This is a genomic window from Micromonospora inyonensis (assembly GCF_900091415.1).
GTDB lineage: Bacteria > Actinomycetota > Actinomycetes > Mycobacteriales > Micromonosporaceae > Micromonospora > Micromonospora inyonensis.
The window spans coordinates 2179992-2200925 of sequence record NZ_FMHU01000002.1; the positions used below are offsets into that span (position 1 = coordinate 2179992).

Genomic DNA, 20934 nt, shown 5'->3' on the forward strand with positions numbered 1-20934 from the left:
CGAGAGACAGGACAACCGATGAGAGCGAACTGCTGGATCGCCCCCAACCGGGTGGCGGTCAAGGACGTCCCGGACCCGCAGATCCTGAACCCGCGTGACGCCGTCGTGCGGGTCACCTCGTCGGCGATCTGCGGCTCCGACCTGCACCTGCTGGACGGCTACGTGCCGGCGATGAAGAAGGGCGACGTCCTGGGACACGAGTTCATGGGCGAGGTCGTCGAACTGGGGCCGGGCGTGCGCGACGGTCTGCGGGTCGGCGACCGGGTCGTGGTGGCGTTCCCCATCTCCTGTGGGGACTGTTTCTCCTGCCGGTGCGGCCTCTACTCGGTGTGCGAGAACTCCAACCCGAACGCGCCCGTCGCCGAGATGGCGATGGGCCACTCCCCCGCCGGGATCTTCGGCTACTCGCACCTGCTCGGTGGCTACGCCGGCGGGCAGGCCGAGTACGTCCGCGTCCCGTTCGCCGACGTCGGCGCCCTCAAGGTCGACGACGACCTGCCCGACGAGAAGTCGCTCTTCCTGTCCGACGTGCTCCCCACCGGCTACCAGGCCGCCGAGTGGTGCGACATCACCCCCGGCGACACCGTCGCCGTGTGGGGTGCCGGCCCGGTCGGACAGTTCGCCGCCCTCAGCGCGTTCCTGCTCGGCGCGGAACGGGTGGTCGTCATCGACCGGTTCCCCAGCCGCCTGCGGATGGCCGAGGAGCACACCGGCGCGGAGACCATCAACTACGAGGAGACCGACGTCCTGGAGGCCCTGCGGGACATGACGGCGGGACGCGGGCCGGACGCCTGCATCGAGGCGGTCGGCATGGAGGGGCACCACGCCTCGGCCGCGCTGCACGCCTACGACCGGGCCAAGCAGGCCGTGAAGCTGGAGACGGACCGCCCGCCCGCCCTTCGGGAGGCGGTGCTCAGCTGCCGCAACGGCGGCACCGTCTCGGTGGTCGGGGGCTACGGCGGGTTCGTCGACAAGTTCCCGATGGGCTCGTTCATGAACCGCTCCCTGACCATGCGGTCCGGCCAGGCCCACGTGCAGCGGCACATGCGGCCCCTGCTGGAACGGATCCGCCGGGGCGAGATCGATCCGAGCTTCGTCATCACCCACACCATGCGCCTCGACGACACCCCGCACGGCTACGACATCTTCAAGAACAAGCAGGAGGACTGCGTCAAGGTGGTGCTCAAGCCGTAGGCGTGGGGTCCTCCGGCTGGGTCGTGTGCAGGGTGCGGCGCAGCAGCAGCGGGGCCGCCGCCGCCCAGGCCTGGATCGAGCAGGAGTGCGGGTACGGCACCGGCACGGGATGCTCGTCGCGGCCGAACCCGGCGAACACCTCGGGCAACCGGTACCGCTGGTGCGCGGCGGCGGCGAGCAGGCCCCGGGCGATCGTCTCCGCCTCGGCGTGGAGGCCGTGGCGGGCCAGTCCGGCGACCACGATCGCCGTGTCGTGCGGCCAGACACCACCGGTGTGGTAGGAGACCGGGTGGTAGGCGGGCTGGCCGGCGGCGACGGTCCGGATGCCCCAGCCGCTGAAGAAGTCCGGCCCGGCCAGCCGGCGACCGACCCGGGTCGCGCGGTCGTCGTCGAGCAGCCCGGTCCAGAGCACGTGGCCGGCGTTGGAGGCGAGCGCATCGACCTGCCGGCCGTCCTCGGTGAGGGCGAGCGCCACGAAGTCGTCCCGGTCGAGCCAGAATTCCCGGACGAAGCGGGCCCGCAGGTCGGTGGCCGTCCGGTCGAGACGGTCGGCGTAGGCGTGGTCGCCCCAGACCCGGCGGGCGATCCCGGCCGTGCCGCGCAGGGCGGCGTACGCGTACGCCTGCACCTCGGCCACGGCCAGCCGGCCCCCGGCGGGCTCCCCGGAGCGGAAGCAGATGCCCCGGGCGGAGTCCTTCCAGCACTGGTGGACCAGGCCGGCGCCGTCCGTGCGGTACACCAGCCAGCCCAGCCGGTCCCGTTCGGTCAGCCGGCCGTAGCGGACGGTCTGGCGGCGGAAGACCGTGCAGGACGGGTCGGCTCCCCGCCGGGTCCACGGCGTGAGCACCAGTTCGTCGCCGTCGCCGGTGAGCAGCCGGGGCCGGGTGCCGTCGACGGTGAGTTCCCAGTGGGACAGGTGCCGGGTGTCGTCGAGGAAGAGCCCGTACGTGCCGGTGTCGGGAACGTCCCCGGCGGGGTCGGTCCGCAGCAGGGTGCCCTCACCGAGCAGTTCCCGGGGCGTCACGGCGCCGTCCGCAGCAGGTCCAGGACGACGGCCGCGGTCCAACTGAAGTCGGTCGCCCCCCGTCCCTCGCCACTGAAGGGGTGGACGTACTCCCGGAAACCGGCCTGCCGGACGGCGGTGAGCGTGGCGTCGCGCAGCCGGTCGGCGTGGCCGAGTTCGCCGTGCAGGGTCAGGCCGTACCAGATCAGCCAGGTGGTGTTGAACCAGCCGGGGCCACGCCAGTAGCGGTCCGGGTCGAAGGCCGGGCCGGTCAGGTCGTAGCTGGGCGGCAGGGCGGTCCGCCCGAGCCGGAAGTGCTCGCCCAGCGCGGACTTCACCAGTGCCGGAGCGACCGGCAGGTCCGCCACGACCAGCGGGGTGAGGCCGGCAACCGTGCGCTGCCGGTCCAGCCGGCGCTCGTGCACGTCCCAGGCGTGGCAGAACTCGTCGGCGAGGAGCCGGGCGACGAGGGCCGCACCGGTGCGGGCCGCGGCCTCGCGGTGCGGCCGGGGGTCCGCGCCGATCTCGGCGGCAATGTCCGCGAGGGCGGACTCCGACGCGGCGTACAGGGCGTTGACCATGGGATCGAGGAGCACGAACTGCGCGTCGGCGAGGTGGTCGGCGTAGCCGGAGTCCCGGTAGTCGGCGGCCAGCCGGACGTAGCGACCGTAGTCGGTGTCGGTCGGACGTTGCGCGGCCTGCACGTGGTGCAGGTCACGGCGGCGGAACGCGTCGGCCGGGGTCGGCTCCACCCGGCCCAACGCGTCGTCCCAGGCCGGGCTGTTGTCCATGCCCGACTCCCAGGGGTGGACGATCGCGACGAGGTCGTCCACGCCCCGACGGGTCGCGAGGTAGCGGTGCCAGGCCACCAGCTTCGGGTACAGCCGGGGCAGGAAGCCACGCCGCCGGGCCTGCGCCGGGTCGGCGCGGAAGGTCAGCCAGGCGGCGAGCGCGTGCACCGGCGGTTGGACGAGCCCGGAGGTGGCCACCGCCGGGCTCGCCGGGTGGGCGGCGGAGCGCCAGAACTCCGGCCCGGGGAAGTAGCCCTCCGGCGGGGCGGCCCGGTCGAAGACGATGTGCGGCACCCGCCCGTCGGCCCACTGCGCGCCGAAGAGACTCTCCAGTTCGCGCTGGGCGCGGCGCACCGACAGGTGCCGAAGCCCGATCGCGACGAACGCCGAGTCCCAGCTCCACTGGTGCGGGTAGAGGGCCCGCGAGGGCACCGTGTAGGCACCCGTCCAGTTGGCCAGGAGCACGTCCACCGCGGCGCGGTCGAGGGCGGCGTTCACCGTTGCCTGCGCAGGAAGGACGGGACGGAGGCGACCGCCGCCTCCGGCTCCCCGCGGAGGCGGCACTCGACCGCCAGGTAGCCCTGGTAACCGACGGCGTCGAGGGCGCCCAGCACCGCGGGCCAGTCGAGGTGGCCGGCGCCGGGCTGGAACCGGTTGGAGTCGCTGACCTGCACGTGCCCGAGGTAGGGGCCGGCGGCCCGCACCGCGGCGGCGGGGTCGTCCTCCTCGATGTTCATGTGGTACGTGTCGGCGACCACCCGGACCGCGTCGATGCCGGCCGCCTTGACCAGGTCGACCGCCTGGTCGAGGCGGTTGACCATGTGGTCCTCGTACCGGTTGAGCGGTTCGAGGTACAGCTCGACGCCCTCGGTCGCGGCATGCGTGCCGAGGTCGACCAGTCCCTCGACGAGCACCTCCCGGTCGGCGGCCTCGCTGCGGGGCGGCTCGAACGGGGGCAGCCGCCGGGAGAACATCCCGTACGACGCGGGGGTCATCGCCCCCCGCCCGCCGATCTCGGCGATCACGGACAGCTGGGACTTGAGCTGGTCGATGGCGTCGCGGCGCAGGTCGGGGTCGAAGGCACCGAAGAAGTGCAGCATGTCGACGCAGACGGTCGGCATCACGACACCGTTGGCGAGGGCCCGGCGCAGGTCCGGCAGCCGCTCGCGGAACGCGAACCCGGCCTTGCCGCGCAGTTCGATCGCGTCGTAGCCGGCGGCGAGGGCGAACTCCCACTTCTGTTCGAGGGTGTCCCCGGGGAGCAGCTGTTCCTGGCAGGCGATGCGGAGCGCGGGCGCGACGTTCGCCGCCGTCGGGTCGGTGCGGGGCGCGGACGTGGTGGGGTGGGACATCAGAACTCCAACATGACTTGCAGCGCCTCGGCTGGACGCTGGTCGAGCAGGTCGTAGGCTTCGGCGGCACGGTCCGCCGGGATGACGTGGCTGACCAGCGTGCCCACGTCGACGGTCTTGGCGGCGAGCTGGCTCAGGAAGACGTGTTGCAGGCGGTCCTGGCTCCAGCGGGGGGCGAGGTGCGGGGGCACGCCGCCGATCTGCGAGCAGACGAGCTGCACGCGGTTGTGGTGGAACTCCTCGCCGAGGCGCAGCCCGAGGCCGTCGCCCTGGTAGAAGCCGGAGGCGACGACGCGTCCGCCGACGGTGACGGACCTGGTCGCCTCGTGCAGGGCCCGGTAGGAGCCGCTGATGTCGACCGCCGCGTCGGCACCGAGGCCACCGGTGCGGGTACGGATCTCCTCCGCGGCCCCCTCGGGGGCCAGGGCGACGTCCGCGCCGAAGGCCAGCGCGAACTCCCGGCGGGCCGGCAGCGCGTCGACGGCGACGACGGTGGCGCCGTTGAGGACCGCGAGCCGGGTGGTGAGCAGGCCGAGCACGCCCTGCCCGAAGACGGCTACGGTCTCGCCGAGGTGGATGTCCGCGGCGAGCACGGCGTTGAGGGCGATGGCGCCGACCCGGGCGAACGAGGCCGCGACCGGGTCCACGCCGGCCGGCACCTCGTGCCCGACGATCCGCTCGGCGGGCAGGACCGCCTCGCTGCGGTGGCCCCAGATGCCCCAGACGTACGTCCCGATCTCGGGCGTCCCGGCGGGTGCGTCGTCGCCGATCTCGACGACCTGGCCGACCTCGGAGTAGCCCCAGCCGGCGACCGGGTACTCCAGACCCCCGGTGCCCTCGGTGAACAGCCGTCGCTGCGGGTCCCAGATCCGGGTCAGGTAGGGGTTCGTGCCGCGGTAGGCGGTCAGCTCGGTGCCGGCCGAGATGCCGGAGTAACGGGTACGGACCCGCACGTGCCCGGGCGGCAGTGGCGTCGCCTCACGGGACACCACCTCGACCCGTCGCGGCGCGGAGAACTGCACGACGACTTCCACTGACGCCTCCATGTTTGCCGTGGTGCGGCGACGATAGTGGAACTTTGGTCCAAAGTGTATAAGGGTTTTGTCTTGTGTTCCGTCAAAAGTCTTGCTGTGATTCCATCGACCGCCCTCGCTCGTGCATAGGAGCAACGATGCGAAGAAAATCACCCCCGTCCGTACGGCGTTCCCCCGTCGCCAGCGCGCTGCTGGTGACGGTCCTGACGGGCACGTTCGCCCTGACCGCCTGCGCCTCGGACGACCCGGCCGACGACGGAACGCTGACCGTGTGGAGCCTGGAGAACCAGACCGACCGCGTCCAGGCCGCCCAGGCCGTGGCCGACCGGTTCACCGCCAGGAGCGGTGTCAAGGTCAAGATCGTGGCCACGGACGAGAATCAGTTCACCCAGCTCATCACGTCCGCCGCCGCCGCGGGCGACCTGCCCGACGTGGTCGGCGCGCTGCCGCTGTCCGCCGTGTGGCAGCTGTCGGCCAACGACATCCTGGACACCGCCGCCGCCGAGAGCGTGGTCAACGACCTCGGGGCGGACACGTTCTCCGACCGGGCCCTCGACCTGACCCGCAACGACGGCAAGCAGCTCGCCGTCCCGTCCGACGCGTGGGCGCAGCTGCTGGTCTACCGCAAGGACCTCTTCGCCGCCGCCGGCCTGCCGGCACCGGACTCGTACGAGGCCATCGCGCGGGCCGCGCAGAAGCTCGACACCGGCGGTACGGCGGGCATCACCCTGGCCACCGTCGCCAACGACGCGTTCACCGCACAGTCGGTGGAGTTCCTCGGCCTGGGCAACGGCTGCGAGCTGGTGGACGACAAGGGCACGGTGACCCTCGACTCGAAGCCCTGCACCGAGACCTTCGGGCTCTACGGTGACCTGGCGCGCAAGTACTCCGTGCAGGGTGCGCAGGACGTCGACTCCACCCGGGCCACGTACTTCGCCGGCAAGGCGGCGATGGTCGTCTGGTCGTCGTTCATCCTCGACGAGATGGCCGGCCTGCGCGACGACGCCAAACCCAACTGCCCGCAGTGCCAAGCAGACCCGGCCTTCCTCGCCAAGAACAGCGGGTTCGTCACCGCGGTCAAGGGCCCCAGCGGCACCGAGCCGGCGGGCTTCGGCGAGATCACCTCCTGGTCGATCACGGACGGCGCGTCCGAGTCCGCCAAGGACTTCGTCGCGTTCATGATGGACGAGGGCTACGCCGACTGGCTGGGCGTCGCTCCCGAGGGCAAGATGCCGGCGCGGACCGGCACGAAGGACAGCCCGCAGAAGTTCACCGAGGCGTGGAACGGCCTCACCGCCGGGGTGGACACCAAGAAGCCGCTCGGCGAGATCTACCCCGCCGACGTCATGGAGGCGCTGCGGACCAGCCCGGACACCATCCGCCGGTGGGGCATCACCCAGGGGCAGGGCAAGCTGGTCGGCGCGACCCTCGGTGAGCTGCCCGTGCCGAAGGCGATCAACGCTCTCGCCACCGGCCAGGTCGACGCCGCCGGGGCCTGCAAGCAGGCGGCCGACGCGGTGGAATCGATCAAGACGTCGCTGAAGTAGCGATGACGACCCTCAAGTCCGCCGGGCCGGCGACGCCGCGCGAGAAGCGCCGTCGGCCCGGTCCGACCCTCAAACAGCGGGAGAACCGCACCGGACTCGCGTTCCTGACCCCCACGCTGATCGTGGTCCTGGTCGTCGTCGTGGTGCCGATCCTCTGGACCGTCATGCTGGCGTTCCAGCAGATCCGTCTGATCAACATCCGGCGGGCGGGCATCTTCGGTGAGTACAGCCTGCGCAACTTCGCCACCGTGCTGGACTCGCCGGGGTTCTGGCGCTCGCTGGGCACCACGCTGGCGTTCACCATCGGCGCGACCGGCCTCTCCATCCTGCTGGGACTGGTCGCGGCGCTCGCCCTGCGCCGGCCGTCACGGGGACGCACGGTGGCCCGGGCCGCGATGCTGCTGCCCTACGTCGCGCCGGTCGTCGCGGTGACCTTCGTCTGGGAGGTCATGCTCAGCCCGCAGTTCGGCATCGTCAACGAGTGGGGCACCCGCTTCCTCGGCTGGGACCAGCCGGTGGCCTTCCTCAGCCAGCGGGAGTCGGAGTTGTTCGGCGTCGGCGTCCCGACCGCCCTGCTGACGGTGATCGTCTTCGAGGGTTGGCGCTACTTCCCGTTCGCCTTCCTCTTCCTGCTCGCCCGGTTGCAGGCGGTGCCGCCCGAGCTGGAGGAGGCCGCCCGGATCGACGGCGCGACGCCCAGCCAGCGCTTCCGGTACGTGCTGCTGCCGCAGCTCGGCCCGGTCATCGCGCTGCTCTGCGTGCTGCGTTTCATCATGACGTTCACCAAGTTCGACGACGTCTACCTGCTCACCGGAGGCGGGGCCGGCACCGACGTGGTCAGCGTGCGGGTCTACGAGTTCCTGACCGCCCGCTTCGACATCGGCGCCGCTGCGGCCCAGGCCCTGGTCATCGCGGCCGTCCTGGTCGTGCTGCTCGCGGTGTACCTGAGGTTCTTCGCGCCGCGCATCGAGGAGGGGGAACGGTGAACCGCGACGTCCTGGAGACCCGGATCTTCGGGTTCCTGCGCCGGGTGGTCATCGTGGGCCTGGTCCTGGTGACCGTCTTTCCCTTCTACTACATGGTCCTGCTCTCCCTGCGCCCGATCGACCGGGTCATCCTCGACCCCGGCAAGCTGTGGGTGTCGGGGCAGGAGCTGACCGTCGACACCTACCGCGCCGTGCTGCGGTCGGTCTCCGGCGGCGGGCAGGGCTTCCTCGCCCTGCTCGGCAACTCCGCCCTGGTCTCCCTGGCCACGGTCGCGGTGACGCTGCTGGTGGCCATCCCCGGCTCCTACGCGGTGAGCCGGCTGCGCTTCGTCGGCCGGCGGCAGGTCAGCGCGCTGTTCCTGTCGGTGTACCTGTTCCCCAGCATTTTGCTGGCGATCCCGCTCTTCGTGCTCTTCACCCGGCTCGGGCTGCGCGGCTCGCTCGGCGGGCTGGTGCTGGTGTACATCGCGCAGACGATCCCCGTCTCGATCTACATGCTGCGCAGCTACTTCAGCACCATCCCGGACAGCCTGGAGGAGGCCGCCGCGATGGACGGCGCGAGCCGCTTCCAGACCATCCGGCGGGTGGTGCTGCCGTTGGCGGCACCGGCCATCATGGCCAACGCCCTCTACATCTTCATGATCGCCTGGAACGAGTTCCTCTTCGCCCTGCTGTTCCTCGCCGAGAAGCGGGAGAGCTGGACGGTCTCGCTGGGCCTCGCCCAGCTCTCCGGCGGCATCGAGGTGTCCAAGACCGTCCTGATGGCCGGGTCCGTGGTCCTGACCCTGCCGATCGTGGCACTCTTCTTCGCGGCCGAGCGCATGCTCACCGAGGGGCTCACCAGCGGGGCGGACAAGGGTTAGGAGGCACGGTCGGAGATGCCAGGCACGTCCGCCGGTGACCTGTTGGCACTGATCAGGTCCGGACGGGCCCGGACCCGTGGCGAGCTGCAACGGGTGACCGGCCTGTCGCGGTCGACCGTGGGTCAACGGCTCGACCGGCTCATCCAGGGCGGATACCTACGGGAGACCGGGGTCGACGAGTCCAGCGGCGGCCGGCCCTCGATCCTGCTGGAGTTCAACGACCAGCACGGCGTGGTCCTGGTGGCCGACCTCGGGGCCACCTACGCCCACCTCGCCGTGCTCGACCTCGCCGGACGGTCCCTGGCCGAGGAGCGGGTCAACCCGCGCATCGCCGACGGGCCGCAGGCCGTCCTGGAGTGGATCGGCGACCGGCACGACAAGCTGCTGACGATCGCCGGGCGTCGCCCCGACGAGGTACGCGGCGTCGGTCTCGGCGTACCCGGCCCGGTGGACTTCTCCACCGGCCGGGTACGCCAGCCGCCGATCATGCCGGGCTGGGACGACTACCCGATCGTCGAGCACCAGCGCCGCCGCTGGGCGGTGCCGGTGCTGGTGGACAACGACGCCAACCTGATGGCGCTCGGCGAGCAGGTCGCGGTCCACCCGGACTGCCCGGCCATGGTGCTGATCAAGGTGGCGACCGGGATCGGCGCCGGTGTGGTGGTCAACGGCGCGGTGTACCGGGGCATCGACGGCGGGGCGGGCGACCTCGGCCACATCCGGCTGCACGGGTACGACACGTTCCGGTGCATGTGCGGCTCGTACGGCTGCCTCGCCGCCGTCGCCAGCGGCGGCGCGCTGGCCCAGCAGCTCAGCGCGGCGGGCACGCCCACCGCGTCCAGCCGGGAGTTCCTCGCCCGGGTCACCGCCGGTGACCCGGAGGCGCGGCGGCTGGCCCGTACCGCCGGCCAGCGGGTGGGCGAGGTGCTGGCGACCGTGGTGTGCCTGCTGAACCCGGGGGTGCTGGTGATCGCCGGGGACCTCGCCGAGACGCACTTCGTCACCGGCGTGCGCGAACTGCTGTACCAGCGCGCGCTGCCCCGCGCCACGCAGCGCCTCACGGTGACCACCAGCCGGCTGGGCGAGCGGGCCGGGATCGTCGGCGCGCACGCCATGGTGGTCGACAGCGTGTACGCCCCGGAGGCCGTGAACCGACAACTGAGCGACGCTCCCGACGCGAGGAACGGCCGATGACCACACCTCCCGTCCGGGTCGGACTCGTCGGCGCCGGGACGTGGGCGGCGCGGATGCACGCGCCGATGCTCGCGGCCGGCCCGGAGACCGTCCTCAGCGGCGTCTGGTCCCGACGCGGCGACGCCGCCGGGGCACTGGCCGCGGCGCACGGCGTGCCCGCCGCGCCGACCTTCGCCGACCTGCTCGGGGAGTGCGAGGCGGTGGCCTTCGCCGTGCCGCCGGACATCCAGGCGGCCCTCGCCGTGCAGGCGGCCCGCGCCGGCCGGGCGGTGCTGCTGGAGAAGCCGATCGCCCTCGACCTGGACGCCGCCCGGCGACTGGCCGACGTGGTCGGCGAGTCCGGTGTGGTCTCCCAGGTGGTCTTCACCAAGCGCTACCACGCCCGTACGCGCGCGTTCCTCGCCGCGGCCGGCGGTTTCGACGCCGACGGCGGGCGGGCCTGCTACCTGCACGGCGGCTTCCTCGGCGGAGAGTTCGCCACCGGCTGGCGGCTCACCCACGGGGCCCTGTTCGACCTGGGCCCGCACCTGCTCGACCTGCTCGACGCCACGCTCGGTCCGATCGTCGAGGTCCGCGCCGCCGGGTGCCGGTCCCGGTGGACGGAACTGACCTGTACGCACCGCGGTGGCGCGGTGAGCCAGGCGTCGCTCTCCGGCAGCGTCGCCCTGCCCCGGGTGACGACCACGGTGGAACTCTTCGGGCCGGCGGGCCGGCTGGCGTACGACACCGCCGGCATGGACCACGACGAGTGCTGGCCGGTCGTCCGCGCCGAGTTCGCCGCCGCCGTCCGGGCCGGCCGGCCGCACCCGCTGGACGTGCACCGGGGGCTGATGATCCAGGAGCTCCTGGCGCGGGCGGCGGCGGACCCCGCCCTGCGAGACTGAACCGCCCCTCCGACCGCCCATCCCGGGCGTCGTGCTCACCGCCATCTGCACGAAGCTTCCCTTCAGCACCCGACCGGCCTACGGTATTTATCTACATCGATGGATACGGATCACCGGACGGGACCGGCGTGCCGGCCGTCCCCACGGTCAGCGGCGGTGGGGTCCGGCCGGGAACCGTGGCCGTACACCCGGCGCAGTGTTTCGGCGATCTCGGCGAGCACCGGGGCGGGCACCCGCTCGCCCCTGGTCGGGTCGAACATCCGGCCCAGCAGGTCGGCGCTCGCCTGCGGCAACTCCCGGCCGAGCAGACGCCGTTCCCGTCGGAGGCGGTAGCGGCGGCTGCCCATCGCGAGGAGCACGACCACCACGGTCCCGACCAGCATGGCGACGGCCCCGAGGCGGCCCGCTGTCGGAGGCCGGGTGGCCAGGCGCCAGACGCTCACCGCCAGCGTGGGGAGCGGAGCTGCGGCCACCACGACGGCCAGGACAGCCAGCCACCGACGCTCCCGCCGCCAGGCGTCGCGCCAGCCACCGTCGGTGGCGGTGGCGAGGCGCTCACCGAACCGGTTGACCCGGAGCAGGGCCACCCGGTGCGCCTCGAGGGACCGCAGGTCCGGCGGCGGGCGGTGGGCGAGCGCCGTCGCGGCCGCGGCGATCACCTGCCGGTTGCGGATTTGCGGTGCGGGGCGCTGGTAGGCGCCGGCGGCATGGCGGGACAGGTACCAGCCGGTCACGCCGATCCCGAAGGCCACCATGACCGCGCCGAGCAGGGTCCGTCCACCGTCGGCGTCGCTGAGCAGATTGACCCCGTACGAGAGCAGGATCCCGCCGTAGACGGTGGCCAGGGGAATCGTCGCCACGGTGATCCACCGGTCGTGCGGGATCGCGTGCCAACGGCGTTCCGCCCGACGGAGGAACGGTAGCTGAACCAGCCAGGTGGCCAGTTCCCAGATGCCCATCATCATGGCGAGCAGGAACGCCACGACCGCGAGCACCACCAGGGCCAGGAGGATCGCCATCACCGTCCTTGCACGACCGCCGCCCCGGCAACGCGCACGCCTCGACGGAGACCGACGGCGCTGCGGGGCCGGTCCACTGTAGCGGGTGGCCGCCTACCAGGTCAGTGCACCGAGCCGGTCGCCGACCGGATGCCGTCCGAGGCGGGCAGGTCGACCACGCGGGTGGCCCAGCGGGCCATCAGGGCCGGATCGTGGGTGATGACCAGGACGCCGGTGCCGTGCTGCCGCTGGTGCGCGGTGACCACCCCGGCGAGGTGGGCCTGGGTGGACGCGTCGAGCATCGCGGTGGCCTCGTCGCAGATCAGGTAACCCGGCTGGTGCACGAGGGCCCGCGCGAGGCAGGCGCGTTGCAGCTGTCCGTCGCTGACCGCGTGCGGGCGGCGGGTCAGCAGGTCCGGCGTGAGCCCTACCATGTCGGCCAGCTCCACCGCGCGGTCCCGGGCCCGCTCCGGCGGGGTGCCGGTGGCGCGCAGTGGCTCGGCGATGATGTCGGTGAGACTCAGCCGGGGGTCCGTCGCGGCGCGGGGGCTCTGGAAGAGAACCGCGACCCGGGTACGGACGGCGGCCGGCAACCGGTGCCGGGCCCCGGCGACGGGCTGCCCGTCGAGGCTGACGTGCCCGGCATCGGGGGCGTGCAGCAGGGCGAGGACCCGGGCCAGGGTGGACTTGCCGCTCCCGGAGGGGCCACGCAGCCCGACCGTCTCCCCGGGGGCGACGTGCAGGTCGACCCGGTCGAGGACGCGCTGGCGGCCGTAGGAAACGGTGACCTGGCAGGCGGCGAGCCCGGCGGGGGTCATGCGACCGCTCCGGCGGGCAGCGGGTGGTGACAGGAGAGCCGACCGGAGTCGCCCACCGTCGCGGCGGCGGGCAGGGTGGCACAGCCGTCGGTGGCACGACCGCAACGCGGGGCGAACGCACAGCCGGCCGGGAGGTCGGTGAGCATCGGCGGGTGGCCGGGAACCGGGCGGAACGCGCGGTCGGGCAGGGCGTCCAGGAGGCCGGCGGTGTACGGGTGGGCCGGGGCGGCGAAGAGCGCCTCGGTGGGCCGGTGCTCGACGATGCGGCTGGCGTACATGACGGCGACGGTGTCGGCGACACGGCGGGCGGCGGCGAGGTCGTGGGTGATGAGCAGCACCGCCGCGCCGCTGTCGCAGCGTCGGCGCAGCAGGTCGAGGGTGTGGTCGACCAACGGGCGGTCCAGGCCGGTGGTGGGCTCGTCGGCCAGCAGCAGCGGCGGGTCGGGGGCGAGCGCGAGCGCGGTGGCCAGGCGTTGGGCCATGCCGCCGGAGAGTTCGTGCGGATAGCGGTCGAGGTCGTCGGGGAGCAGCCCGACGTCGACGGCGACCCGGTCGGCGGCGACGGGCGCGTCGCGCCGGGTGTGACCGTGTGCCCGCAGGGTCTCCACCAGCAGGTGCCGGCCGGTGCGTACCGGGGTGAGCGCGGTGGCGGGGCTCTGCGGCACGAGGCCGACGGCCCGCCCCCGTACGGTCCGGGCGAGGTGGCGCTCGCCGCAGCCGACCAGGTCGACCACGTCCCCGCCGGGCGGGCGGAGCCGGGCCCGCCCGGTGACCGTGGCGTTTCCGGGGAGCAGGCCCAGCAGGGCGTGGGCCAGCACGGACTTGCCGCAGCCGGACTCCCCCACCACGGCGAGCAGTTCCCCCGGGTGGACAGTCAGGTGCAGGTCGGTGACGGCCTGCACCACGGCGTCCCGGAGCCGGAAGCGGACGGTCAGCCCGTCGACCTCCAGCAGGGCGGGATCGTCGGTGCGGGTGCGGGTGCGGGTCGTGGCGGGTGCGGCACGGGTGGCGGTCACAGGTTCAGCTCCGCTCGTACGCGGGGGTCGAGGCGGTCGCGCCACCGGCCGGTGAGGGTGGCCAGGGCCAGTGTGACGACGACCAGCAGCAGTCCGGGGACCAGGCTGGCCCACCAGGCGCCGGTGAGCAGGGACCGCTGCCCGTCGTTGATCATGTTGCCGAGGGAGGCCAGGTGCGGGGGCAGGCCGAGACCGAGGAAGGACAGGGCGGTCTCGTGCCAGACGGCGTGCGGCACCATCAGCGTGGTGGCCAACGCCAGGCGGGGCAGCACGTGCGGCAGCAGGTGCCGGGTGAGCACCCGGGTCCGGCTGGCACCACCGGCGACGGCGGCGTCGACGAACGGGCGGTTCCGCAGGCTGAGCAGTTCGGAGCGGACGATACGGGCGGTGGAGAGCCAGTGCGTCAGTCCGATGGACAGGATCACCGCGCCGAGGCTGGGACGCAGCATCGCCACGATGAAGATGCCCAGCAGCAGGTGCGGCAGCGCGGCGATGGTGTCGACGGTCCGCATCAGCACCCGGTCGACCCAGCCGCCGAGGCTGCCGGCGACCGCGCCGACGAAACCGCCGATGACGGCGGCGACCAGCGCGGCCACCGCTCCGACGAGCAGTGACACGCGCAGGCCGTAGAGACTGCGGTGGAGCACGTCGCGGCCCAGGTCGTCGGTGCCGGCCGGGTGCGCGGGAGAGGGGGCGAGCCGGGTGCGGGCGAGGTCCACCGCGCTCTCGTCCAGCGGCCAGAGGACGGGAGCGAGCAGGCAGGCGACGACCGCGACGGCCAGGATGGCGGCGGCGACGAGCACGCCACCGCGTCCGGGGTGTCCCGGTCGCCGGACGCGGACGGCGCGGATCCGCGGCGCGAGGTCAGTCATCGAGGCGCACCCGGGGGTCGGCGGCGGCGTAGGCGAGGTCGGTGGCCAGGTTCGCGGCCAGCACCACGACGGTGGTGGCCAGGGTGATCGCGGCCAGCAGCGGGAAATCGCTGCCCAGCGCGCCCTGCACGGTGACCGCGCCCAGGCCGGGCAGGGAGAACACCGTCTCCACCAGGACGGCACCGCCGACGATCTCGGGCAGGTGGGTGCCGACCAGCGTCAGGAACGGCAGCAACGCGGTACGCAGCGCGTGGCCGAAGAGCACCGTCCGGCCGGGCAGGCCCCGGGCCCGGGCGGCGAGCACGTGGTCGTCGCGGAGGCTGTCGGCGACCGCGTCGCGGATGAACAGGACGAACCACGGGGCCTGCGACAGCGCCAGCACCGTCACCGGCAGGACCAGGTGATGGGCCACGTCGGCGGGATCGGTGCCGGTGGCCGCGACGTCGGTGAGGCCACCGGCGGGCAGCCAGCCGAGGGTGAGGGCGAACACGGCGATCGCGGCCAACCCGATCCAGAAGACCGGCATCGACTGCACGGCGTAGGCGGTGGCCCGCAGGGCACGGTCGAACCACCCACCGCGCCGGTATGCGGCAAGGGTGCCCAGCACCAGGCTCGCCACCAGGACCAGGGCGAGGGCGAGGGCAACCAGCAGGAGGGTCCATCCGGCGCGGGCGGCGAGCACCGACGCGACCGGCTCGTGCCGGCTGGTCGACCAGCCCAGGTCGCCCCGGAGCAGGTTGCCCACCCAGCGGGCGTACTGCACCGGCAGCGGGTCGTCGACGCCCCAGTTGGCCCGGATCTGGGCGAGGTTCTCCTCGCTCGCGGTGAAGGCGGCGGCACCGGCGTACTGCTGCGCGGGGTCGATCGGCGAGGCCGCGCCGAGCGCGAACATGCCGACGCTGGTGACGGCGAGGATCGGCACGGCCACCAGCAACCGGCGGCGGACGACCGCACCGGCGCCCGCCAGCCGGCGGGGACGCCGAGCGGTCGGGGCCTTCGCCGGAGCGGGCGCGGTCACGATGTCCTCGTCCAGGTGTGGATGTTCCACCAGAGGCTGTTGGCCACGTCGTGCTCGTGCGGCTCCACCCGGGGGGTCACCCCGCTGACACCGTCGCGCACCACGTAGGTGTGCTGGAGATAGGTCAGGAACACCCAGGGCAGATCGGTGGCGAGTTGCTTCTGGAACGTCGCGTACGCGGCCCGGCGGGCGGCCGGTTCGGCGTTGGCGCGGGCGTCGCGCAGCGCCCGGTCGACCACCGGGGAACGGTAGGAGCCGGGGTTGAAGAAGCCCTGGCCGGCGAAGGTCGACGTGAACAGCTTGAAGGAGACGAAGTCCGGGTCGTACGGTGTGCCGAACCCCATGACCAGCGCGTCGGTCCCCATCCGGGGGGTGATCGCGTCCCAGGTGAGCCCCTCGGGAGTGATCCTGATGCCGACCTTCCGCGCGTCGGCGGTCACCGCCAGGGCGAGTTCCTTGCGCAGGCTGTCGGCGGCCGGGTACATCAGGGAGAACGCCGCCTGGCGGCCGTCCTTGACGCGGACGCCGTCCGGGCCGGGCTTCCAGCCGGCCGCGTCGAGGGCGGCGGTGGCGGCGGCCGGGTCGGCGGCCGGTTTGCCGGCGATGGACGGCTCGGCGAACTCCGACGTCGGCGGGATCGGCCCGAACGCCGGTTCCCCGGCCCCGCCGAGCACACCGGCCACCATCGCCGAACGGTCGACCGCCGCGTGCAGCGCCTTCCGCACGGCCGGGTCTCCGGTGACCGGCCCGCCCATCGGCAGCATGACGCCCCGGTAGTCGGCGGTGGGAACCCGCTGCACCTGGTAGCCGGCCCGCCCGTCGAAACCGACCGCCAGTTTCGGGGCCAGCTCGGCGACGTCGAACTCCCCTGCCCGCGTCCGCTGGGCGCGGACGTTGTCGTCGGGGACGAAGGCCACCACCACCCCGGAGTTGGCCGGTCGGCCGCCCCAGTACCGCTCGTTGGCGGCGAGCACCAGCCGGTCGCCCGGGGTCCAGGAGGTGACCCGGTACGGGCCGGTGCCCACCGGCCTGCGGTTGAACGCGGCCTTGTTGACGTCCTGCCCGGCGAGGGCCTTCGCCGGCACGATGCCGAGCGCGAGGCGCTGGAGGAACGGCGCGTAGGCGTACCGGAGGGTGAAGACCACGGTCGACGGGTCGGGTGCGGCCACGGAGGCGAGCATGTCCAGGTCGGACCGGAGCGTCGAGTCGACCTTCGGGTCCAGCACCGCCCGGTAGGTGAAGGCGACGTCCTGCGCGGTCAGCGGACTGCCGTCGTGGAAGACCACCCCGTCGCGCAGCTTCGCCGTGACCGTTCTCCCGTCGGCCGACACGGTCGGCAGATCCCGGGCCAGGGCCGGCACGAGCTGGTTGCGGGCGTCGCGGGCGACGAGGCCGTCGAAGATGAGCGAACCGCCGTCGACGCCGTAGTTCAGCACCGGGTTCAGCGTGTCCGGCTCGCCCGCCGTCGCCACCACGAGGGTGTCGGCACCAGCGGCCGTGGAGGTGGCTGTCGGGGTCGAACAGGCGGACAGGGCGAGAAGACCGGTGGCGACCATCGTCACCATTCGCGCAGACCCCAAGGGGCTCCTCTTTCCTGGTCGACGACGTGCCGCGGTGGCCGACGCACCGCAGAGGCCATCCTTACGCAGTTGCCAATGATGTGCAACAGCGGCCACGGAGGGACGGGCCGCTTGCCCCGCCGGGTGGCGGGTCGATAGCCTCTCGCCGTCAAGGTGCTCGGGAAGCCGGTGGAAGACCGGCGCGGCCCTCGCCACTGTGACCGGGGAGTGACCTCCGACTTGCGCCACTAGGCCGACGGCCTGGGAAGGCCGGGGGAAGCATCGATCCGGGAGCCAGGAGACCGGCCTTGATGCACGGATCTCGTCCACGAGGTGCTGGAGAGGAAGGTCTTCGATGCACATCGCCGAGGGGTACCTACCCCCGGTGCAGGCAGCGGCATGGTTCGCAGCGTCCGCACCCTTCGTCGTCCACGGCAGCCGGGCTCTGGTCCGGCAGGTCCGGCAGGACCCCGAATCCAAGTTGCTGCTGGGAGCGGCGGGTGCCTTCACCTTCGCGCTGTCGGCCCTCAAGATCCCGTCGGTGACCGGATCCTCGTCCCACCCCACCGGCACCGGCCTCGGCACGGTGCTGTTCCGGCCCCCGGTGATGAGCGTCCTCGGTGGCCTCGTGCTGCTGTTCCAGGCGGTCCTGCTGGCCCACGGCGGGCTGAGCACCCTCGGTGCCAACGTCTTCTCGATGGCCGTCGTCGGCCCCTGGGTGGCCTACGGCGTCTATGTGCTGACCCGCCGCCTCGGCGGCGGGCTCGACGTGGCGGTCTTCCTGGCCGCCGCGCTGGGCGGCCTGGCGACCTACTGCGTCACGAGCGTGCAGCTCGCGTGGGCGTTCCCCGACCCGGCGTCCGGTTTCCCCGGCGCGGTGGCGAAGTTCGCCGGGATCTTCGCTGTCACCCAGATTCCCCTCGCGATCAGCGAGGGACTGCTGTCGGTGCTGGTGGTACGGCTGCTCACCCGGGTCAGCGGAGACGAGCTGCGGCGCCTCGGCGTGCTGCGCGAGCCCCAGGAGGTAGCGGCGTGAAGCGCTTCGGACGGGTCAACCTGTTCCTGCTGCTGGTGGTGATCGCGCTGGCCGCGGCCCCGCTGCTGCTCGGGCTCGGCGGATCGGCCGAGGAGCCGTTCGCGGGCGCCGACGCCCAGGCGGAGGAGGCGATCGTCACCGACCACCCGGACTACGAGCCGTGGTTCTCCGCCATCTACGAGCCGCCCTCCGCCGAGATCGAGTCGGGCCTGTTCGCCCTCCAGGCGGCGGTGGGCGCCGGCTTCCTCGGCTACTACTTCGGGGTCGCCCGCACCCGGCAGCGGCTGCGCGACACCAACGCCTCCGCCGACTAGTGTTCGCCCTCGACGTCGCCGCGCACACCGGTCCCTGGCGGCTACGGCACCCGGGCGAGAAGGCACTGCTGGCGCTGGGCCTGCTGGGCTGCGCGGTGATCCTGCCCACCTGGCCGGGAGCCGCGTTGGCGGGCAGCGCCGCCGCGCTGCTGCTCGTCGGTCCGGCCCGGGTGCCCGTGCCGGTGCTGTTGCGGGCGGCCCGGATGCCGGCGCTGTTCATCGCCACCTCCGCGCTGCCCCTGCTGGTCTCCGTGCACTCCCCGACCCGGCTCGGCTGGAACCCGGCCGGGGTCGGGGTGGCCGTGACGACCACCGGCCGGGCGGCGGCGGCCCTGCTGTGCCTGCTGCTGTTCAGTGCCACCACTCCCCTCTCCGACGTCCTGCCGAGGCTGGTCCGGCTCGGCGTGCCGTCGGCGGTGACCGAGGTCGCCGCGCTGACGTACCGGATGCTGTTCCTGCTGGTCGACAGCGTGCGTGCGGTACGGGAGGCGCAGGCGGCGCGGTTGGGCTACCGGACCTGGCGCACGACGTACCGGTCCCTGGCCGGGCAGGCCGGGGCGATCTTCGTCCGGGCCTTCACCCGGGCCCGCCGGCTCGAGGAGGGCCTGGCGGTACGGGGCTACACCGGCTCGCTGGCGGTGCAGGTGGAGGTCCGACGGCTCTCCCCGCCCTTCGTGGTCGCGACCGTCGCACTGCTGACGGCGATCGTCACGCTGACGGTCCTCTCGGGTGGACGGTGGCGATGACCGAACCGCTGCTGCGGATGTCCGGGGTGGACTTCGCCTACCAGCCCCGCCAGCCCGTGTTCACCGGTGTCGAGCTGGCCGTCCTGCCCGGCCAGCGGCTGGCCGTGGTGGGGCCCAACGGCGGCGGGAAGACCACCCTGTTCCGACTCGCGGTCGGCGCGCTCGCCCCGGACGCCGGGCGGATCGAGGTGGCCGGCAGCCTCGTGCGCCGCACCCGCTCGGGCCTGCTGGAGCTGCGGCAGCGGGTGCAGCTGGTGCTCCAGGACCCCGACGACCAGTTGTTCTCCGCCAGCGTCCGCCAGGACGTCTCGTTCGGGCCGGTGAACCTCGGCCTGGACCCCGGGCAGGTGCGGCAACGCTGCGACGAGGCACTGGCCGCGTTGCAGGTCACCGCGCTGGCCGACCGTCCCACCCATCTGCTGTCGTACGGCCAACGCAAGCGGGTCGCCATCGCCGGGGCGGTGGCGCTCCGGCCGGAGCTGCTGATCCTCGACGAGCCGACCGCCGGACTCGATCCGGCCGGCGTGGAGGCGCTGCTGCGTACCCTCGACGACCTGCACGCCGCCGGGACCACCATCCTGGTCTCCACCCACGACGTCGACCTCGCGTTCCGGTGGGCGGACGAGGTGGTGGTCGTGGCCGGCGGCGGGGTGCGCCGGGTGCCGACCACCGAGGCGCTGGCCGACCCGGATCTGCTCGCGGCGGCGCGGCTGACACCCGCCTGGGCTCCCCTGGTGCACCGGCTGATCGACCGGTTGCCCCACCTGTCCCGGGCCCGCCCCCGCTCCGCCGCCGAACTGGCGGCCCTACTGGCGACCACCGAAGAAGGGGCCGTATGACCCGCGACGACAATCCCGACCCGACGGTCCCCGACCGCCGTGAAGCGCGCCGCGTCCCGGGGCGGCTGCTGCTGATCCTCGGCGGGACGGCCGAAGCCCGCGCCCTCGCGGCGGCGGTGACCACCCGGCCGGACGTCGCGGTCGTCTCCTCGCTGGCCGGGCGGGTGGCCGAGCCCCGGCTGCCGGTCGGTGAGGTGCGCATCGGCGGTTTCGGCGGCGCGGCCGGCCTGGCCGCCTGGCTGGAAGAGCACCGGATCGACGCGGTGGTCGACGCCACCCACCCGTACGCGGCCCGGATGCGGGTCTCCGGCATCGAGGCGGCCGCCACGGCGGGCGTGCCACACCTGCGGCTGGAGCGTCCGGGCTGGACGGCCCAGCCCGGCGACCGCTGGCACCGGGTGCCGAACCTGCCCGCCGCCGTCGCGGCACTGCCCACGTTGGGGTGGCGGGTGCTGCTGACCACCGGCCGGCAGAGCCTGGCCGCGTTCGCTCCCCTGGCCGACCTGTGGTTCCTCGCCCGGGTGGTGGACGCCCCGGACGAGCCGGTGCCGGCGCACGTACGGCTGCTGCGCAGTCGTGGCCCCTACACCGTCGACGGGGAGACCGCCCTGATCCGCGAGCACCGCATCGACGTGGTCGTCACCAAGGACAGCGGTGGCGCGCTCACCGAGGCGAAGCTGACCGCCGCCCGGCACCTGGGCCTACCGGTGCTGATGATCGACCGGCCCGCGCCGGCCACCCCGCCCGCTACGGTGACCACCGTCGACGACGCCGTGCGCTGGCTGGACCGGCACCTGCCCGTTGGGTGACCGAGGCTTCGTGGCTGGCTGAGGTGTGATCCGCTCGGCGTGTCGTATACCTGAGCTGCCA

21 protein-coding genes and 1 riboswitch are annotated in these 20934 nt (G+C 73.3%); of the genes, 11 read left to right on the top strand and 10 right to left on the bottom strand.

Annotated features, from left to right (window positions below):
* The first annotated feature begins 18 nt into the window (after positions 1–18).
* On the top strand, positions 19–1194 hold the full coding sequence (locus tag GA0074694_RS24160) for a zinc-dependent alcohol dehydrogenase (RefSeq protein WP_091462230.1): 1176 nt from the start codon (positions 19–21) through the stop codon (positions 1192–1194).
* Here GA0074694_RS24160 and GA0074694_RS24165 read toward each other — a convergent pair.
* Genes GA0074694_RS24165 through GA0074694_RS24180 form a run of 4 tightly spaced genes read right to left on the bottom strand, consistent with a single transcriptional unit; the run spans position 1184 to position 5374 of the window.
* Positions 1184–2218, bottom strand: coding sequence for an MGH1-like glycoside hydrolase domain-containing protein (locus GA0074694_RS24165; protein WP_218105795.1), 1035 nt, complete (start codon positions 2216–2218; stop codon positions 1184–1186). The two genes, GA0074694_RS24160 and GA0074694_RS24165, sit on opposite strands and share 11 nt — an antisense overlap.
* The gene (locus GA0074694_RS24170; protein ID WP_091462236.1) at positions 2215–3486 is read right to left on the bottom strand and encodes an MGH1-like glycoside hydrolase domain-containing protein; all 1272 of its coding nucleotides are present in this window, start codon (positions 3484–3486) and stop codon (positions 2215–2217) included. Before GA0074694_RS24170 ends, GA0074694_RS24165 begins: the two co-directional genes overlap by 4 nt.
* Positions 3483–4340 (bottom strand): sugar phosphate isomerase/epimerase family protein, encoded by an 858-nt coding sequence (locus GA0074694_RS24175; RefSeq protein WP_091462238.1) that lies wholly within the window; start codon positions 4338–4340, stop codon positions 3483–3485. Before GA0074694_RS24175 ends, GA0074694_RS24170 begins: the two co-directional genes overlap by 4 nt.
* A complete protein-coding gene (locus GA0074694_RS24180) occupies positions 4340–5374 on the bottom strand; it encodes a zinc-dependent alcohol dehydrogenase (protein ID WP_091462241.1) in 1035 nt (344 codons plus the stop codon). Before GA0074694_RS24180 ends, GA0074694_RS24175 begins: the two co-directional genes overlap by 1 nt.
* Positions 5375–5511: 137 nt before the next feature.
* Between GA0074694_RS24180 and GA0074694_RS24185 the strand changes: the two genes are divergently transcribed.
* The 5 genes from GA0074694_RS24185 to GA0074694_RS24205 are packed head-to-tail and all read left to right on the top strand — an operon-like array spanning position 5512 to position 10848.
* Positions 5512–6921 carry an ABC transporter substrate-binding protein gene (locus GA0074694_RS24185; RefSeq protein ID WP_091462243.1) on the top strand — a complete coding sequence of 470 codons (1410 nt, stop codon included), beginning with the start codon at positions 5512–5514 and terminating at the stop codon, positions 6919–6921.
* A gap of 2 nt (positions 6922–6923) precedes the next feature.
* Positions 6924–7907: a carbohydrate ABC transporter permease gene (locus GA0074694_RS24190; protein WP_091462246.1), complete on the top strand. Its 984-nt coding sequence runs from the start codon at positions 6924–6926 to the stop codon at positions 7905–7907.
* Complete coding sequence (locus GA0074694_RS24195; protein ID WP_218105796.1) at positions 7904–8770, top strand: carbohydrate ABC transporter permease; 867 nt, start codon at positions 7904–7906, stop codon at positions 8768–8770. The genes GA0074694_RS24190 and GA0074694_RS24195 overlap by 4 nt, the downstream gene beginning before the upstream one ends.
* A gap of 15 nt (positions 8771–8785) precedes the next feature.
* Entirely contained in the window at positions 8786–9964 is a 1179-nt protein-coding gene (locus tag GA0074694_RS24200; protein ID WP_091462247.1) for an ROK family transcriptional regulator, read from the top strand.
* Complete coding sequence (locus tag GA0074694_RS24205) at positions 9961–10848, top strand: Gfo/Idh/MocA family protein (RefSeq protein ID WP_091462249.1); 888 nt, start codon at positions 9961–9963, stop codon at positions 10846–10848. Before GA0074694_RS24200 ends, GA0074694_RS24205 begins: the two co-directional genes overlap by 4 nt.
* 110 nt (positions 10849–10958) lie before the next feature.
* On the opposite strand, the gene GA0074694_RS24210 is transcribed toward GA0074694_RS24205, so the two are convergent.
* From GA0074694_RS24210 to GA0074694_RS24235, 6 genes are all read right to left on the bottom strand, one after another.
* The gene (locus tag GA0074694_RS24210; RefSeq protein WP_091462252.1) at positions 10959–11867 is read right to left on the bottom strand and encodes a hypothetical protein; all 909 of its coding nucleotides are present in this window, start codon (positions 11865–11867) and stop codon (positions 10959–10961) included.
* Positions 11868–11968: 101 nt separating this feature from the next.
* A complete protein-coding gene (locus GA0074694_RS24215) occupies positions 11969–12664 on the bottom strand; it encodes an ABC transporter ATP-binding protein (RefSeq protein WP_091462254.1) in 696 nt (231 codons plus the stop codon).
* Entirely contained in the window at positions 12661–13680 is a 1020-nt protein-coding gene (locus GA0074694_RS24220) for an ABC transporter ATP-binding protein (RefSeq protein WP_091462257.1), read from the bottom strand. The genes GA0074694_RS24215 and GA0074694_RS24220 overlap by 4 nt, the downstream gene beginning before the upstream one ends.
* Complete coding sequence (locus GA0074694_RS24225) at positions 13677–14552, bottom strand: ABC transporter permease (protein WP_091462259.1); 876 nt, start codon at positions 14550–14552, stop codon at positions 13677–13679. Before GA0074694_RS24225 ends, GA0074694_RS24220 begins: the two co-directional genes overlap by 4 nt.
* The gene (locus GA0074694_RS24230; RefSeq protein WP_245714879.1) at positions 14545–15600 is read right to left on the bottom strand and encodes an ABC transporter permease; all 1056 of its coding nucleotides are present in this window, start codon (positions 15598–15600) and stop codon (positions 14545–14547) included. The genes GA0074694_RS24225 and GA0074694_RS24230 overlap by 8 nt, the downstream gene beginning before the upstream one ends.
* Positions 15567–17135 (bottom strand): ABC transporter substrate-binding protein, encoded by a 1569-nt coding sequence (locus GA0074694_RS24235; RefSeq protein WP_091462265.1) that lies wholly within the window; start codon positions 17133–17135, stop codon positions 15567–15569. The genes GA0074694_RS24230 and GA0074694_RS24235 overlap by 34 nt, the downstream gene beginning before the upstream one ends.
* A 149-nt stretch (positions 17136–17284) precedes the next feature.
* Positions 17285–17454: riboswitch (cobalamin riboswitch) on the top strand.
* 30 nt (positions 17455–17484) lie between these two features.
* Here GA0074694_RS24235 and GA0074694_RS24240 point away from each other — a divergent pair.
* Genes GA0074694_RS24240 through GA0074694_RS24260 form a run of 5 tightly spaced genes read left to right on the top strand, consistent with a single transcriptional unit; the run spans position 17485 to position 20873 of the window.
* Positions 17485–18165: an energy-coupling factor ABC transporter permease gene (locus GA0074694_RS24240; protein WP_091462268.1), complete on the top strand. Its 681-nt coding sequence runs from the start codon at positions 17485–17487 to the stop codon at positions 18163–18165.
* Positions 18162–18479: an energy-coupling factor ABC transporter substrate-binding protein gene (locus tag GA0074694_RS24245; RefSeq protein ID WP_091462271.1), complete on the top strand. Its 318-nt coding sequence runs from the start codon at positions 18162–18164 to the stop codon at positions 18477–18479. Before GA0074694_RS24240 ends, GA0074694_RS24245 begins: the two co-directional genes overlap by 4 nt.
* A complete protein-coding gene (gene cbiQ / locus GA0074694_RS24250) occupies positions 18479–19225 on the top strand; it encodes a cobalt ECF transporter T component CbiQ (RefSeq protein WP_091462274.1) in 747 nt (248 codons plus the stop codon). The genes GA0074694_RS24245 and cbiQ overlap by 1 nt, the downstream gene beginning before the upstream one ends.
* The gene (locus GA0074694_RS24255; protein ID WP_091462276.1) at positions 19222–20064 is read left to right on the top strand and encodes an energy-coupling factor ABC transporter ATP-binding protein; all 843 of its coding nucleotides are present in this window, start codon (positions 19222–19224) and stop codon (positions 20062–20064) included. Before cbiQ ends, GA0074694_RS24255 begins: the two co-directional genes overlap by 4 nt.
* The gene (locus GA0074694_RS24260) at positions 20061–20873 is read left to right on the top strand and encodes a cobalt-precorrin-6A reductase (protein WP_091462279.1); all 813 of its coding nucleotides are present in this window, start codon (positions 20061–20063) and stop codon (positions 20871–20873) included. The genes GA0074694_RS24255 and GA0074694_RS24260 overlap by 4 nt, the downstream gene beginning before the upstream one ends.
* Positions 20874–20934: the final 61 nt, after the last annotated feature.